The sequence below is a fragment of the Streptomyces bluensis genome, assembly GCF_014650715.1.
Lineage (GTDB): Bacteria > Actinomycetota > Actinomycetes > Streptomycetales > Streptomycetaceae > Streptomyces > Streptomyces bluensis.
Window position 1 is genome coordinate 386435 of sequence record NZ_BMVM01000005.1, and the last position, 14828, is coordinate 401262.

Annotated in this window: 14 protein-coding genes; 9 read left to right on the forward strand and 5 right to left on the reverse strand. The window is 71.1% G+C overall.

Annotation, left to right across the window (positions count from 1 at the left end; all coding sequences use genetic code 11):
- The first annotated feature begins 98 nt into the window (after positions 1-98).
- The 3 genes from IE262_RS16700 (at position 99) to IE262_RS16710 (ending at position 4530) form a co-directional block, all read left to right on the forward strand.
- Positions 99-1103 carry an SCO0930 family lipoprotein gene (locus tag IE262_RS16700; protein ID WP_189874496.1) on the forward strand — a complete coding sequence of 335 codons (1005 nt, stop codon included), beginning with the start codon at positions 99-101 and terminating at the stop codon, positions 1101-1103.
- A gap of 473 nt (positions 1104-1576) precedes the next feature.
- Entirely contained in the window at positions 1577-2389 is an 813-nt protein-coding gene (locus IE262_RS16705; RefSeq protein WP_134037632.1) for an SAM-dependent methyltransferase, read from the forward strand.
- On the forward strand, positions 2386-4530 hold the full coding sequence (locus IE262_RS16710; protein WP_189874498.1) for a putative bifunctional diguanylate cyclase/phosphodiesterase: 2145 nt from the start codon (positions 2386-2388) through the stop codon (positions 4528-4530). Before IE262_RS16705 ends, IE262_RS16710 begins: the two co-directional genes overlap by 4 nt.
- Positions 4531-4699: 169 nt before the next feature.
- On the opposite strand, the gene IE262_RS16715 is transcribed toward IE262_RS16710, so the two are convergent.
- Positions 4700-5596 (reverse strand): LysR family transcriptional regulator, encoded by an 897-nt coding sequence (locus IE262_RS16715; protein ID WP_134037638.1) that lies wholly within the window; start codon positions 5594-5596, stop codon positions 4700-4702.
- 127 nt (positions 5597-5723) lie between these two features.
- On the opposite strand from IE262_RS16715, the gene IE262_RS16720 reads away from it, so the two are divergent.
- From IE262_RS16720 to IE262_RS16740, 5 genes are all read left to right on the forward strand, one after another.
- Positions 5724-6395, forward strand: a complete 672-nt coding sequence (locus IE262_RS16720; RefSeq protein WP_134037862.1) for a succinate dehydrogenase — start codon at positions 5724-5726, stop codon at positions 6393-6395.
- A gap of 2 nt (positions 6396-6397) precedes the next feature.
- A complete protein-coding gene (locus IE262_RS16725) occupies positions 6398-8350 on the forward strand; it encodes a fumarate reductase/succinate dehydrogenase flavoprotein subunit (protein WP_134037641.1) in 1953 nt (650 codons plus the stop codon).
- Positions 8347-9096: a succinate dehydrogenase/fumarate reductase iron-sulfur subunit gene (locus tag IE262_RS16730; RefSeq protein ID WP_134037643.1), complete on the forward strand. Its 750-nt coding sequence runs from the start codon at positions 8347-8349 to the stop codon at positions 9094-9096. Before IE262_RS16725 ends, IE262_RS16730 begins: the two co-directional genes overlap by 4 nt.
- 326 nt (positions 9097-9422) lie before the next feature.
- Positions 9423-10190 carry a GNAT family N-acetyltransferase gene (locus IE262_RS16735; protein WP_189874500.1) on the forward strand — a complete coding sequence of 256 codons (768 nt, stop codon included), beginning with the start codon at positions 9423-9425 and terminating at the stop codon, positions 10188-10190.
- Positions 10190-10993, forward strand: a complete 804-nt coding sequence (locus IE262_RS16740; RefSeq protein ID WP_189874502.1) for a lysophospholipid acyltransferase family protein — start codon at positions 10190-10192, stop codon at positions 10991-10993. Before IE262_RS16735 ends, IE262_RS16740 begins: the two co-directional genes overlap by 1 nt.
- 73 nt (positions 10994-11066) lie before the next feature.
- On the opposite strand, the gene IE262_RS16745 is transcribed toward IE262_RS16740, so the two are convergent.
- Positions 11067-11441: a cupin domain-containing protein gene (locus IE262_RS16745; protein WP_134037865.1), complete on the reverse strand. Its 375-nt coding sequence runs from the start codon at positions 11439-11441 to the stop codon at positions 11067-11069.
- A gap of 173 nt (positions 11442-11614) precedes the next feature.
- Positions 11615-11890, reverse strand: a complete 276-nt coding sequence (locus IE262_RS16750) for an Rrf2 family transcriptional regulator (RefSeq protein WP_373305060.1) — start codon at positions 11888-11890, stop codon at positions 11615-11617.
- 62 nt (positions 11891-11952) lie between these two features.
- Between IE262_RS16750 and IE262_RS16755 the strand changes: the two genes are divergently transcribed.
- The gene (locus IE262_RS16755) at positions 11953-12684 is read left to right on the forward strand and encodes an SDR family oxidoreductase (protein ID WP_189874504.1); all 732 of its coding nucleotides are present in this window, start codon (positions 11953-11955) and stop codon (positions 12682-12684) included.
- Here IE262_RS16755 and IE262_RS16760 read toward each other — a convergent pair.
- Positions 12663-13682, reverse strand: a complete 1020-nt coding sequence (locus tag IE262_RS16760) for an LLM class flavin-dependent oxidoreductase (RefSeq protein WP_134037655.1) — start codon at positions 13680-13682, stop codon at positions 12663-12665. The genes IE262_RS16755 and IE262_RS16760 overlap by 22 nt on opposite strands.
- A gap of 66 nt (positions 13683-13748) precedes the next feature.
- Positions 13749-14774, reverse strand: coding sequence for a Gfo/Idh/MocA family oxidoreductase (locus tag IE262_RS16765; RefSeq protein WP_134037658.1), 1026 nt, complete (start codon positions 14772-14774; stop codon positions 13749-13751).
- Positions 14775-14828 lie beyond the last annotated feature (54 nt).

The following is a 14828-nucleotide window of genomic DNA, read 5'->3' on the forward strand; positions in this document are numbered from 1 at the left end:
GAAGTGGTTGAACACACATGCCACTTCCCTCCGTACCTAGGGCCAGCGAGCGGCGCGGCAGGGCGCCGCAACACCCAAAGGATCACGGGGAGTTGACGATGAAGACCTCCTGGCGGAACGCCTCACTCGTAGCGACAGCTGCGTTCGTGCTGGCGCTCACGACGGCGTGCGGTCAGGAAAACGGCGGCGCGTCGAGCCAGAACGTGGGCGCCACCCAGCCGGCCGGCGGTATCGACCTGGGCGCCGGTGGTTCCGCCGCCGGCTCCGGCGCCGGAGCCGGTGCGAAGGAACAGGAAGGCGCCGCGCCGCAGGGCGCCGCCGGCAAACTGGCCGTGCTGGACAGCCAGCAGTACGGAAAGGTCCTCACCGACAGCGCCGGCTTCGCCCTCTACCGCTTCGACAAGGACACGGCCGAACCCCCGAAGACGACGTGCGAGGGCGAGTGCGCCACCACCTGGCCGCCCGTCCCGGCCTCCGGCGCCACCGCGGCCGAGGGTGTCGACAAGTCGCTGATCGGCGAGGTGTCCCGCCCCGACGGCACCAAGCAGCTGACGATCGGCGGCTGGCCCATGTACCGGTACGCCAAGGACACCAAGGCCGGTGACGTCAAGGGCGAGGGCGTGGGCGGCGCCTGGTTCGCCTCGGCCCCCGACGGCAAGAAGGCGGCCGGCGGCGGTGCCGGCAAGGGCGACAAGGGCTCCGGCTCCGCCGAGGCGATCGGGGACCTGCCCGGTCTGTCGACGCGCAACGACCCCGAACTCGGCGAGGTCGTCGTCGACAAGAACGGCATGACGGTCTACCGCTTCGAGAAGGACACGCCGTGGCCGATGAAGTCGGCCTGCACCGGGGCGTGCCTGGAGAAGTGGCCGGTCGTCGAGCCGGTCGACGCCGCCGACACCAAGGGCATCGACAACAAGAACGACGGCCGCCGGGGCTACGTCGTCCTGAACCGTCCGGACGGGCTCAAGCAGCAGAGCATCGACTGCTGGCCGCTCTACACCTTCGCGGGTGACAAGAAGCCGGGTGACACCAACGGCCAGGGTGTCGGCGGCACCTGGTACGCCATCTCCCCGGAGGGCAAGGCGCTCGGCAAGCCGAAGTAGACGGTCAGCGCCCAGGGCCCCAGGTCCGGCGCGGCCGAGCCGGCTCTCCAGGAATGTTCCCCTCACCGTAGTCGGCCGAAGGGAGGTGTTCGAGAGTCAGAAGTTCCGGTTGCACAGCCAGGCACAATCCCCGGTCCGCCCCCTCCGCACCGCACGGAGGGGGCGGACCACTTGGCATGCCCGGGTTCCGGTCAGGACAGCCCCGGGGCGGCCGGACCTCTTCGGCGCCCCGCGCGTCGGTGCCGTGACTCCGCGCGCCTCCCCCCCCTGCACGCTCAGGACCGCGGCGCGTTCCTTCCGGGAACCCCTTCGGGGGGTGCCCCTTCGCGGGGTGACAATTCGGCACTTGCCGGAGGCAGTCCCCCGGAACGGACGGTCAATTTCCGTTTCAGGTCGCTCCTTTGGCGGGCGATCAGTAGCCTCAACTCGAACACTGGATCGCCTACGCCACCCCTGACGCGTTGGAGTGATAGATGGAGCGTCCCTCCTGGGCTCCGCGGAGCATCGACATCACGGTGCCGTCCGTGGCCCGCGTCTACGACTACTACCTGGGCGGTTCGCACAACTTCGAGGTCGACCGGGAAGCGGCCCGCAAGGCCATGGCGTTCCTGCCGGGCCTGCCCAAGATCATGCAGGCCAACCGGGCGTTCATGCGCCGCGCCGTGCGGTACGCGGCCGGCGAGGGCATCACCCGGTTCCTGGACATCGGTTCCGGCATCCCCACCTTCGGCAGCGTCCACGAGGTCGCCCGGGAGGCCCACCCCGGTGCGCGCGTCGTGTACGTCGACCACGACCCGGTGGCCGTCGCGCACAGCCAGGCCGTGCTGGAGGGCGACGAGGACGCCGACGTGGTCGCGGCCGACTTCCGCAAGCCCCGGGACATCCTCGAAAGCCCCCAGGTGGAGCGCCTCATCGACCGGAACCGGCCAGTCGCGCTGCTCCTCGTTGCCATACTGCACTTCGTGGAGGACGCGGACGACCCGTACGGAGCGGTGGCCGAACTGCGCGACGCGCTCGCGCCGGGCAGCCTGCTCGTGCTCTCGCACGCCGCGTTCGAGGGAGTCCCGCTGCCGCCCGCGCGGGCCGGGGGAGTGATCGACGTGTACAAGGACATCCGCAGCCCGCTGATCATGCGCTCGCGCGACGAGATCGCGCGGTTCTTCGAGGGGTACGACATGGTGGAACCCGGACTGGTGCCGATGGCGAACTGGAGGCCCGACACGGCACCCGAGGACGAGGATCCGTATTCCTTCTCCGGATTCGCCGGCGTGGGGCGTGCGGCGTGACCGCGGAGCCGGACGGGCCGGAGGACAGACTGCGCCGGTTCGCGACGATCTGGAGCCGCGCGGTCTTCCCGGCGACCTCCACCTCGCTCACCCGGGTGGAGTTCGAGGAGCGACTCCTGCCGCTCGCACGACGGCTGAGCGAGGCGCTGCGGGCCAGGGACTTCGACGCGGACGCCGGCCAGGAGGTCGGCGCCGCGCTGGTCGACGCGCACTGCACCGACCCCGACGCCCTCAGCCACGCGCTCCACTGTGTGGACGCCTACCTGGTGCTGTACTGCGGCGAGAACGGCCCCCAGGAGGACCTGCGCGCCCGTTCCTCCCGGTTGCAGCACGCCATGGCCGCCGGGTACGCGCAGGCGCTGCGGGAACGGACGCTGGCCGAGCAGGAGGCCATCGCCCAGGCCGCCCTCAACGCCCAGGGCGCGGTCGCCCAGGCGCTGCACGAGAGCGAGGCCCGCTTCCGCGCCGTCTTCGAGGGCGCCGCCATCGGCATCGCCATCTCCGACCTGGAGGGCACCATCCTCCAGGTCAACGGCGCGCTGCTGCGCATGTTCGGCGGCTCCGAGCACACGGTGCGCGAACGCAACGCCCGGGACTGGACCCACCCCGATGACGCGCCCCAGGTCTGCCGGCTCTACGAGGAACTGGTCCGGGGAGAGCGCGAGCACTACCACACCGAGAAGGCGTTCTACCGACCTGACGGAACGGTTCTGTGGACCAATCTCACGGTCTCCCTCCTCCGTGACGCGGACGGTCACCCCCGCTTCCAGCTGGCGCTCATGGAGGACACCACGGAGCGCCGTCTGCTCAACCTCCGCCTGCGGTACGAGGCCACGCACGACGCACTGACCGGACTGCCCAACAGGACGCTCTTCTTCGAACGTCTGGAGAAGGCGCTCTCGGCGGGCGACGGCCAGCGCTTCGGCCTCTGCTATCTCGACCTCGACGGCTTCAAGACCATCAACGACAGCCTGGGGCACGCGGCCGGCGACCGGCTCCTCGTGGAGGTCGCCGACCGGTTGCAGTCCTGCGCGACCGCGCCCGGCGAGATGGTCGCCCGGCTCGGCGGCGACGAGTTCGTGGCGCTGACCACCGGGCCCGAGACCCAGCGCGAGGTCGACGACCTCGCCGACCGCATCATGAACGCCCTCGTCACCCCGGTCCGAATCGAGGGCCGTGAACTCCTCGTACGCGGCAGTATCGGCATCGTCGAGGGCCCGGCGGGAGAGCGAGGCCCGGCGGAAGTGCTGCGCAGCGCGGACATCACCATGTACCGGGCCAAGTCGGCGGGCGGCAACCGCTACGAGGTGGCCGACGCGGAGGCCGACGCGCGGGCCATCACCCGCCACGGTCTGACCACCGCCCTGCCCATGGCCCTCGACCGGAGCGAGTTCTTCATCGAGTACCAGCCCCTGGTCCACCTTGAGGACGGCACGGTACGCGGCGCCGAGGCCCTCGTCCGCTGGCTGCATCCGCAGCACGGTGTCCTGGGGCCGGATCGTTTCATCCCGCTCGCCGAGCGCACCGGGCTGATCGTGCCGCTGGGCCGCTGGGTGCTGGAGCAGTCCGTCCGCCAGGCCCGTGAGTGGCAGGAACGGCACAGGGACAAGCTGGGCGCGGGCCCCCTCCGCGTCAACGTCAATCTCTCGCCCTGCCAGCTCACTCACCCCGGCCTCGTCCAGGACACGGTGGACATCCTGGAGCGCGCGGGCCTCGAACCGGACACCTTGTGCCTGGAGGTGACGGAGTCGGCGTTGATCGGTGCCGACGACGAGGTCCTCAAACCCCTGCGCCGACTGGCCGAGATGGGTGTCGACATCGCCCTGGACGACTTCGGCACGGGCTACTCCAACCTGGCCAACCTGCGTCGCCTCCCGGTGAGCGTCCTCAAGCTGGATCGTTCCTTCACGCAGGGCATGCAGCAGTTCCCGGCGGATCCGGTCGACCTGCGGATCGTCGAGGGCATCGTGTCCCTCGCCCACAGCCTCGACCTCACGGTCACGGTGGAGGGCGTGGAAACGGGTGCCCAGGCCGAGCAGCTCCGCATACTCGGCTGCGACACGGCCCAGGGCTGGTACTACGCCCGCCCGGGACCACCGGAGCGCCTGCACGACCTGGCCCTGGTGGACGCGACGGGCTGACCGCCGGGGGCCGGCCCCCGGACCCCCGCTCCTCAGACGCCGGAGGGGCTGAACACCAGCCCGTCCGGCGTTTGAGGACGAGGCCGTTCAGGCCGATGCGGGGGTCTGGGGGCGGCAGCCCCCAGGGGACGGGAATGGGCAGGGGCGGCGGGGGCGAGGATCCCGTTCCTCACGGCAGGGATGCCGTGGAGAGCACCATCCGCTGCAACTCCCGCGCGGCCCGAGGCGGAGCCACATCGCTCCGATGGGCCAGCGCGATCGTCCGGTACAGCCCCGGCCGCGCCAACGGCGTCACCCGCAGCCCCCGCCCCGACCGCGTGGCCACCATCCGCGGCACCACGGCCACCCCCAGCCCGGCCCGCACGAACCCCAGCACCGCGTCCATCTCCCCGCCCTCGACAGCGAAGTCGGGCTCGAAGCCCTCCGCACGGCACGCGGCGACCGTCAGCTCGCGCAGGTCGTACCCGTGGCGGAACATCACCAGCCGCTCACCCTCCAGGTCGGAGATCCGCACCGTACGCCGCCCCCGCCCGGGCGCCTGGGCCTCCGGCGACGACACCACCACCAGGTCCTCGCGCAGCACCTCCACCGTGGTCAGCGCGGGCGAAGGGCTGGGCAGGGGCAGGACGACCAGCGCCAGATCCAGTGAACCCCGCGCGAGTTCCCGTACGAGATCGTGCGAGCCGCTCTCCTCGATCAGCAGCCGGATCCCGGGATAGCGGTCGTGGAAGGCGCGCAGCACGTCCGGCAGCAGGCCGGTGCACAGGCTCGGGGTCGCGCCGAGCCGCACCCGCCCGCGCCGCAGCTGGGCCAGCTCGGCCACCTCCTGCCGGGCGGTGTCCGCGTCCGCCAGGATCCGCCGGGCCAGCGGCAGCAGGGCCTCGCCCGCGTCGGTCAGCGTGATGTTGCCGCGCGCCCGCCGGAACAGATCGGCCCCCAGCTCCCGCTCCAGCGCCCGGATCTGCTGGGACAGCGAGGGCTGGGCGACATGCACGAGCTCCGCGGCCCGGGTGAAGTGCCGGGTCTCGGCGACGGCCACGAAGTACTGGAGCTGTTGAAACTGCACCCTCCCACCCTAGGGCGATAGGCCCTCTCTATCGAAACGAGCCATACCATGTCTTGGACCGATCGCCTGCCCCCGCTCTAGCGTCGTGTGCATGGCTCTGGCAACGCGCACGGACCGACGGCCGTCCATGGCGCGCACGGTGTGGGACAGCTCCGTCGGCAAGAAGACCGTCATGGCGGTCAGCGGCCTGATCATGCTGCTCTACCTGGTCGCCCACATGATCGGCAATCTGAAGATCTACTTCGGGGCGGAGGAGTTCAACCGCTACGCGCACTGGCTGCGGACCGTCGGCGAACCCTTCATGCACTACGAGTGGACGCTGTGGCTCATCCGCGTCGTGCTCGTCGTCGCGGTCGTCGCCCACGCCGTCTCCGCGTACCAGCTCAGCCGCCGCGACATCAAGGCGCGCCCCGACAAGTACGTGCACAAGAAGCCGCGGGCGAGCTACGCCACGCGCACCATGCGCTGGGGCGGGGTGATCCTCGGCCTGTTCATCGTCTGGCACATCCTGGACCTGACGACCGGCACCGTGCACCCGGGCGGCTTCCAGGAGGGCCGCCCGTACCAGAACGTCCTGGACACCTTCTCCACCTGGTACGGCAACGTCATCTACATCGTCGCGATGCTCGCGCTCGGCCTGCACATCCGGCACGGCTTCTGGAGCGCGGCCCAGACCCTCGGCGCGGGCAGCCGCACCCGCGACCGTGCCCTCAAGACCGTGGCCAACATCCTCGCCCTGCTGCTCACGGCCGGTTTCATCGCCGTACCCGTGGGCGTCATGACCGGAGTGGTGAGCTGAACATGAGTGCTGAGTACGTGGATTACGCGACCGGAGAGCCGGTCGTCGACACCAAGGCCCCGTCCGGGCCCGTCCACGAGCGCTGGGACAAGCGCCGTTTCGAGGCCAAGCTGGTCAACCCCGCCAACCGCCGCAAGCACACGGTGATCGTCGTCGGCACCGGCCTCGCCGGAGGCTCCGCGGGCGCCACCCTCGCCGAACAGGGCTACCACGTCGTGCAGTTCTGCTACCAGGACTCCCCGCGCCGCGCCCACTCGATCGCCGCGCAGGGCGGCATCAACGCGGCGAAGAACTACCGCAACGACGGTGACTCCATCCACCGGCTGTTCTACGACACCGTCAAGGGCGGCGACTTCCGGGCGCGCGAGTCCAACGTCCACCGGCTGGCGCAGATCTCCGTCGAGATCATCGACCAGTGCGTAGCGCAGGGCGTGCCGTTCGCGCGTGAGTACGGCGGTCTGCTCGACACCCGTTCCTTCGGCGGTGTCCAGGTGTCGCGGACCTTCTACGCCCGCGGCCAGACGGGACAGCAGCTGCTGCTGGGCGCGTACCAGGCGCTGAGCCGGCAGATCGCCGCCGGGAACGTGGAGATGCATCCTCGCACCGAGATGCTCGACCTGATCGTGATCGACGGGCGGGCGCGCGGGATCGTGGCCCGGGACCTCGTCACCGGGAAGATCGACACGTACGTCGCGGACGCCGTCGTCCTGGCGAGCGGCGGCTACGGCAACGTCTTCTACCTGTCGACGAACGCCATGAACTCCAACGCCACCGCGATCTGGCGGGCGCACCGCCGCGGCGCGTACTTCGCCAACCCGTGCTTCACCCAGATCCACCCCACCTGCATCCCGCGCACCGGCGACCACCAGTCCAAGCTGACGCTGATGAGCGAGTCGCTCCGCAACGACGGACGCATCTGGGTGCCGAAGGCCAAGGGCGACCGGCGCCCCCCGAACGAGATCCCCGAGGACGAGCGCGACTACTACCTGGAGCGCGTCTACCCGTCCTTCGGCAACCTCGTCCCCCGCGACATCGCCTCCCGCGCGGCGAAGAACGTCTGCGACGAGGGCAGGGGGGTCGGTCCCGGCGGGCAGGGCGTGTACCTGGACTTCGCCGACGCCATCAGGCGCATGGGCCGTCAGGCCGTCGAGGCCAAGTACGGCAACCTCTTCGACATGTACCAGCGGATCACCGACGAGGATCCCTACGAGGTACCGATGCGGATCTACCCCGCCGTGCACTACACGATGGGCGGACTGTGGGTGGACTACGACCTACAGACCACCATCCCCGGCCTGTTCGCGATCGGCGAGGCCAACTTCTCCGACCACGGCGCGAACCGACTCGGCGCCTCCGCGCTGATGCAGGGGCTCGCCGACGGCTACTTCGTGCTCCCGTCGACCATCAACGACTACCTGGCGCGCAACCCGCACCACGAGGCCGTCACGGCCGGCCACCCCGTCGTCCAGGAGGTGCTCGCCGAGACGGAGGACCGCCTCAACCTGCTGCTGTCCGTCGACGGCGACCGCACCCCCGACTCCTTCCACCGCGAGGTCGGCGAGCTGATGTGGGAGTTCTGCGGCATGGCCCGCACCGACACGGGGCTGCGCAAGGCACTCGAACGCATCCCGCAGATCCGCGAGGAGTTCTGGCGCCGCATCAAGGTGCCCGGCACCGGTGAGGAGTTCAACCAGTCGCTGGAGAAGGCCAACCGCGTCGTCGACTACCTCGAACTCGCCGAGCTGATGTGCCTCGACGCGCTGCACCGCACCGAGTCCTGCGGCGGCCACTTCCGTGAGGAGTCCCAGACGGCCGACGGCGAGGCCGCCCGCAAGGACGACGAGTTCGCGTACGCGGCCGCCTGGGAGTTCACCGGCACGGGCACGGCGCCCACCCTGCACAAGGAAGACCTCGTCTTCGAGTACGTCCACCCCACCCAGCGGAGCTACGCATGAAGCTCACCCTGCGCGTCTGGCGGCAGAAGAACGCCGACGCCGACGGAGCGATGTCCACGTACGAGGTGGACGGCATCTCGTCCGACATGTCCTTCCTGGAGATGCTGGACACCCTCAACGAGGAACTCATCCTCAAGGGCGAGGACCCCGTCGCCTTCGACCACGACTGCCGCGAGGGCATCTGCGGCGCGTGCAGTCTGGTGATCAACGGTGAGGCGCACGGGCCCGAGCGCACGACCACCTGCCAGCTGCACATGCGGTCCTTCAAGGACGGCGACACGATCGACATCGAGCCCTGGAGGGCGTCGGCGTTCCCGGTGATCAAGGACCTGGTGGTGGACCGGTCGGCCCTCGACCGGATCATCCAGGCCGGCGGGTACATCACCGCGCCGACCGGTGCCGCGCCCGAGGCCCATGCGACACCGGTGCCGAAGCCGGACGCGGACTTCGCGTTCGAGCACGCGGAGTGCATCGGGTGCGGGGCGTGTGTGGCGGCGTGTCCCAACGGGGCGGCCATGTTGTTCACCTCGGCGAAGGTCAATCACCTGAATGTGCTGCCGCAGGGGGCTCCCGAGCGGGAGACGCGGGTCCTGGACATGGTGGCGCAGATGGATGACGAGGGGTTCGGGGGGTGCACGTTGACGGGGGAGTGCGCCACGGCGTGTCCCAAGGGGATTCCCTTGGTCTCTATCACCAGCATGAACAAGGAGTGGCTGCGAGCGGCTCGGAAGGCGGCCAAGCGGTAGCGCCGTAGGGGTGTTGTTGATTTCGGGCTGCGGGTGCGTTGTGGCTTGTCGCGCAGTTCCCCGCGCCCCTGAAGGGGCGCTGCCGCCCCCCTGTACGTTCGCCGGCCAGGTGCGGACGGGCGGGGCCGGGAGTGGTGCTCCCCGGCCCCGCCAAGCTCTGTGGTGCCGCCGTCCCCTGGCATTCAACAACCCCACACCCCGCCTCTCTGCGAAGGTTACGCGCCGGTCAGTTGGCGTCGGGAAAACAGGAGCGAGCACGCCGTAGCCAACCGGCGGCCCGCTCAGCTCCCGCCGTACACCGGCCCGTCCCCAGGAGAGAGCCAGCCATGACCGGCGTATCCACGCTCGACAGCCCGCCGCAGGCGGCCGCGCCCACCCGCTACATCGTCACCCTCGCCCGCGACGAGGCCGACGTCCGGGCCGCCCAGCGGCTCCGCCACGACGTCTTCGCCGGCGAGATGGGCGCGCTGCTGTCCACCCCGCAACCCGGCCTCGACGCCTTCGACGCGTACTGCGACCACCTGCTCGTCCGCGACACCGTCACCGGCCAGGTCGTCGGCACCTACCGGCTGCTGCCGCCCGAGCGGGCCGCGGTCGCCGGGCGGCTGTACTCGGAGGGCGAGTTCGACCTCGCGCCGCTGGGCGCGATCCGCTCCGGGCTCGTCGAGGTCGGCCGCTCCTGCGTGCACCCCGACCACCGCGACGGCACGGTCATAGGCCTGATCTGGGCCGGGATCGCCCGGTACATGGTCCAGGGCGGCCACGAGTGGCTGGCCGGCTGCTGCTCCCTCCCGCTCGCCGACGGCGGCACGCTCGCCGCGGCCACGTGGGACCGGGTGCGGGCCAAGCACCTCGCGCCCGAGGAGTACCGGGTGCGGCCCCTGCTGCCCTGGGACCCGGACGGCGTGGCCCGGCCCGAGCAGCGCACCGAGCTTCCCCCGCTCCTGCGCGGCTACCTCCGCCTCGGCGCCTGGGTGTGCGGTGAGCCCGCGCACGACCCGGACTTCGGCGTCGCCGACCTCTACGTGCTGCTGCCCATGAGCCGGGTCAACCCGCGCTATCTGCGGCACTTCCTGTCGCTCGTACCGGCCTGATGAGCGTCTGGCTGCCCAGCGCGCCGTGCACTCCGGGGGCGTGTGTGGAGCCGACGGGACCCGCCGCGACCCTGCCCCGGGCGGTGCTGCGGCTGACAGCGGTAACGGCCCTCCTGCTCGGGGGAATCATGCTGTTGCCGCTCGGCCGAAGGATCCCGGCCGGACCGGTGCGGTGGTGGTGCCGGGCGATCGTGCGGGCCGCGGGGGTCCGGGTCCGCGTCGTCGGCCCCACCGCGCCCGCCGGGGGAGTGCTCCTCGTCGCCAACCACATCTCCTGGCTGGACATCCCGCTGCTCGCCGCCGTGCGTCCGGCCCGCATGCTCGCCAAGACCGAGATCCGGCAGTGGCCCGTGGCGGGCCCGCTGGTGGCGCGGAGCGGCGTCCTGTTCATCGAACGGGACCGGCTGCGGGCGCTCCCGGACACGGTCGCCCGCATCGCCGGTGCCCTGCGCGCCGGCGCCGCGGTCACGGCCTTCCCCGAGGGCAGCACCTGGTGCGGACGCGCCCGGGGCACCTTCCGCCGCGCCGTCTTCCAGGCCGCCCTCGACGCGGGTGTCCCCGTTCAGCCCGTGCGGATCCACTACCGCCGCAGCGACGGCGCCGCCAGCACGGTCCCCGCCTTCGTCGGCGAGGACACCCTGCTCGCCTCCCTGTGGCGGGTGGCGACAGCCCGCGGTCTGGTGGCCGAGGTCGAGGTAAGGGACGTGATCCCGCCGGGCAGCCACCACGACCGCCGCTCACTGGCCCGTGCCGCCGAACTGTCCGCGGGGCCGGGAGTGCACCGGGAGCCCCACCGCACGTGAAGGAGGGGCCCGGTCCGTTGGATCGGGCCCCTGCGACGGCCTGGCCTGCGGCTTCCTGTATCGACCCCGCGGGTCAGCCCGCGGAGGGACGCGGGGCACGGAGGTGGGCCCGCTTCCTCAGTTCGTCCTCGTCGACGAACGTGAACATCTCCTGACCTGGCGCGCACAGCATGAACACGACGAACTTGCTCGGCGCGTCCGACAGGGCGTTGCCGTCCTGGTAGTGGACCACGTCGCCGCCCGGCTCCCAGAACGTCTCACCGGCCTGCACCACGCGCTCCGGTTCACCCTCAAGCTCGAAGCGGACCGCGCCCTCGATCACATAACCGAAAGCCGGCCCCGAGTGGCGGTGCGGAGCAGCCCCGGGGTGACCGGGGGGCCACTCGACGAGGACGGTCATCCCCGACGCGCCCTCGGGGACGAAGGGCGGCTTGACGTCCGCCAGCATCCTGGGTCCGGACGCTGCCTGGCTCTCCTGCTCGGCCGTCACGTCCACTGATTCCTTCTCCGACACTGCGCCACACCTCCGTCGGCCTGCCCGGAACGGACGATCTCGTGTCGGCCACCGCCTTCTGGGCCGGTGCCGGTCTCTCGTTGGGCGGTGACCCTGTTCGGTCAAGCCTAGGCCCGCGCCCCGTGCTTCGCAGGGTGCGCTTCCCCCGTCAGCTGGCGGCTGCGGTCAACCAGGTGCCGACACCGGCCAGGGCGCCCGCCCCGGAGTCGGACTCCACGTCGGCGGCCAGGTCGGCGATGGTGACAGCACGCAGGGCCTCCCACGTAGCCGCCCGACTTTCCCTGCACTGATCGCACGAGTCCGGCCCGTGAGAGGGGCTGGAGCTGCTTGGCGAGGTAGGTGGGCGAAATGTCGTGCAGCTCCGCGAGCCGTGCGGCAGGCACGGGCTGACCGGGGTACCCGGGCTAATGGCGCTTATCGGACAGCTGGAAATCAAGGAGATGCCATGAAGATCGCAGTTGTCGGAGGAACCGGACTGATCGGGTCGCAGGTCGTGAAGAACCTGAGGGCAGCCGGGCACGAGGCCGTGCCGCACTCTCTGTCCACGGGCCTCGACATCATCTCGGGCCAGGGCCTGGAGGATGCCGTCGCAGGCGCTGACGTCGTCGTCAACCTGACCAACTCCCCGACGTTCGACGAGGCCTCGATCGAGTTCTTCCGCACGTCCATGAACAACCTCCTGGCCGCGGCCGAGAAGGGCGGCGTCGGCCACTTCGTCGTGCTCTCCATCGTCGGTGTGGACCAGGTGCCCCAACTGGACTACTACCGCGCCAAGACGCTCCAGGAGGAGATCCTCACCGCAGGCCCCGTCCCGTACTCCATCGTCCGCGCCACGCAGTTCATGGAGTTCATGGACGCGGTGATCTCGGAGACGGCCGAGGGCGACACGGTCCGCCTGCCGCGCACGCCGATCCAGCCGATCGCGGCGGCGGAAGTCGCCGCCACCGTCGCCGAAGTCGCCGTCGGCGCGCCACTGAACGGCATCGTCAACATCGCCGGGCCCGACGTCTACGCCCTCGACGAACTCGGCCGGGTCACCCTCACGGCCAGGGGCGACGGACGTTCGGTCGTCACCGATGACAGCGCCGGCATGTTCGCGGCCGTCCCGGGCGACTTCCTCATCGCCCACGGCGACGCCCGCATCGCCCCGACCCACTACACGGACTGGCTCGCCTGAGTGGACGCGATGATCCGGGCAAGCCGCCGGTAGGAGTCCAGCAGGGCCTCACGGTCGTACGTGCTCGTGGTGACGAGGAGCTCCTGCGCGCCCGTCTCCTTCAGCACCGTCTCCAGTTCGTGGGCGACCTGGTCCTCGGTACCGGCGATATGGCCGGTGAGGCCGGACTCGTAGAAGCCGCGCTCCCTGTCGGTCATCGTGCGGTTCTCGACGTCCCCGGCCGGCGGCAGCGGAGGAAACGTGCCGTGCGTGCGCGCGTACGCCATCGACCAGGCCTCCGGGAGCAGCAGACGCCGGGCCTCCTCGGGCGTGGCGGCCACCGCGACCGTGCCGGAGATCACGACGTACGGGTCCCGCGCCCAGGGGGAGGGCCGGAAGGCCGCCCGGTAGTGGTCGATGCCGCGCTGCATCTTCTCCCGGTTCCTCAGGTCGCCGATCACCATCGGCAGGCCCGCACGGGCGGCGATGGCGGCGCCCTCGCCCATCGCGAGGACGAACGGCGGCACGGTCAGTCCCTCCGCCGGGCGCGCGTGCGCACGGGTGGGGGACGTGCCGCGGAACCAGCCGAGCAGCTCGTCGAGCTGCCCGGCGAAGTCGTCCGCGTCCGACCTGTCCCTCCCCAGAGCCCTCCGTACCCCGTCGGTGAAGCCGACGGACCGGCCCAGGCCCATGTCGATCCGCCCCGGGAAGAGGGACTCCAGGACCCCGAACTGCTCGGCCACGACGAACGGCTGGTGGTTGGGCAGCATCACGCCCCCGGTGCCCACCCGGATACGTCGCGTGGCCGCCGCGACGGCCGCCGCCAGTACGGTGGGCGCGGAACCGGCGACTCCGGGCACACCGTGGTGCTCCGACACCCAGATCCGGTGATACCCCAGCTCCTCCAGCTCCCGCGCCAGCCCGACCGTGTCCCGCAACGCCTCGGCGGCCTCGTGCCCCTCACGGGTGCGGGAGCGGTCGAGGACCGAGAACCGGGTCTGCGCGATGCTTGAGCTCACATCGAGTTCAACGCCTGGAGCGCACCGGGATTCCCGGGCGGGCCGGATGCCGGGTCAGTGGTCGCGTCACTCGTTCTTGAGCTCGTCCACCCGGACGGGGCCGCCCGTCGTGACCGACTGGATGGCGGCGAGGGCGATCGACAGGGCGGCGCGGGCGTCCTCACCGGTGACGGCCGGGGCGCGGCCGGTGCGCACGCTGTCGGTGAAGTCGGCCAGTTCGGCGACGTACGCGTCGTGGAACAGGTCCTGGTCGTAGGTGACACAGTCGGCGGCGACGCCGTCCGCGCCGTACGAGGTGAGGTGGCTGCGCCGGATGTCGCCCATGGTGAGCATGCCGGCCGAGCCGAAGACCTCGCCGCGCACGTCGTAGCCGTACACCGCCTGGAAGTTGGCCTCGGCGGTGGCGAGGGCGCCGTTGTCGAAGCGGAGGGTGACCACGGCGGTGTCGAGCAGGCCGCGGTCCTTGAAGTCGGGGCGGACCAGGGCGTCGGCCCAGGCGAAGACCTCGACCGGTTCGGCGCCCGGATTGAGGAAGCGCAGGGTGTCGAAGTCGTGGATCAGGGTCTCCAGGAAGATCGTCCACGGCGGGATCGGCGCCGGGTCGTGCAGCTTCGGGTCGCGGGTGAGCGAGCGCAGCAGCTGCGGGGTGCCGATCCCGCCCGCGGCGATCTTGTCGTGGGCGGCCCGGAAGCCGGTGTCGTAGCGGCGGTTGAAGCCCACCTGGAGCGCAACACCCGCCTCGCGGGCCGCGGCGATGGCGCGGTCGGCCTCCGCGAGCGTGACGGCCATGGGCTTCTCGCAGTACACCGCCTTGCCCGCGCGGGCCGCCGCCTCCACGAGACCGGCGTGGGTACGGGCCGGGGTGGCGATCACCACGGCGTCCACCCGCGGGTCGGCGAACAGGTCCCCGATCTCGGTGTACGTCGTCGAACAGCCGAGCCGGTCACCGAGGCGCTGAGCGGCACCCGGAGCCGGGTCGGCCAGGGCGGCGAGCCGCACGCCGGGGAGGCGGTGAGCGAGGGTCTCGGCGTGGAATGAGCCCATCCGTCCGGCGCCGATGAGACCGACGGCGAGGGGCTGGTGGGTGGTCATGCGGGTGCTCCGTACGTGGCTGGGAAATACGTGGCTGGGAAATACGTGGGTGGG

What these genes read in the sequence shown, in the direction of transcription:
- IE262_RS16700 (WP_189874496.1), top strand. Translation starts at nt 99, where the DNA reads ATGAAGACCTCCTGGCGGAACGCCTCACTCGTAGCGACAGCTGCGTTC.
- IE262_RS16705 (WP_134037632.1), top strand. Translation starts at nt 1,577, where the DNA reads ATGGAGCGTCCCTCCTGGGCTCCGCGGAGCATCGACATCACGGTGCCG.
- IE262_RS16720 (WP_134037862.1), top strand. Translation starts at nt 5,724, where the DNA reads ATGGCGCGCACGGTGTGGGACAGCTCCGTCGGCAAGAAGACCGTCATG.
- IE262_RS16725 (WP_134037641.1), top strand. Translation starts at nt 6,398, where the DNA reads ATGAGTGCTGAGTACGTGGATTACGCGACCGGAGAGCCGGTCGTCGAC.
- IE262_RS16730 (WP_134037643.1), top strand. Translation starts at nt 8,347, where the DNA reads ATGAAGCTCACCCTGCGCGTCTGGCGGCAGAAGAACGCCGACGCCGAC.
- IE262_RS16735 (WP_189874500.1), top strand. Translation starts at nt 9,423, where the DNA reads ATGACCGGCGTATCCACGCTCGACAGCCCGCCGCAGGCGGCCGCGCCC.
- IE262_RS16740 (WP_189874502.1), top strand. Translation starts at nt 10,190, where the DNA reads ATGAGCGTCTGGCTGCCCAGCGCGCCGTGCACTCCGGGGGCGTGTGTG.
- IE262_RS16745 (WP_134037865.1), bottom strand. Translation starts at nt 11,441, where the DNA reads ATGCTGGCGGACGTCAAGCCGCCCTTCGTCCCCGAGGGCGCGTCGGGG.
- IE262_RS16755 (WP_189874504.1), top strand. Translation starts at nt 11,953, where the DNA reads ATGAAGATCGCAGTTGTCGGAGGAACCGGACTGATCGGGTCGCAGGTC.
- IE262_RS16765 (WP_134037658.1), bottom strand. Translation starts at nt 14,774, where the DNA reads ATGACCACCCACCAGCCCCTCGCCGTCGGTCTCATCGGCGCCGGACGG.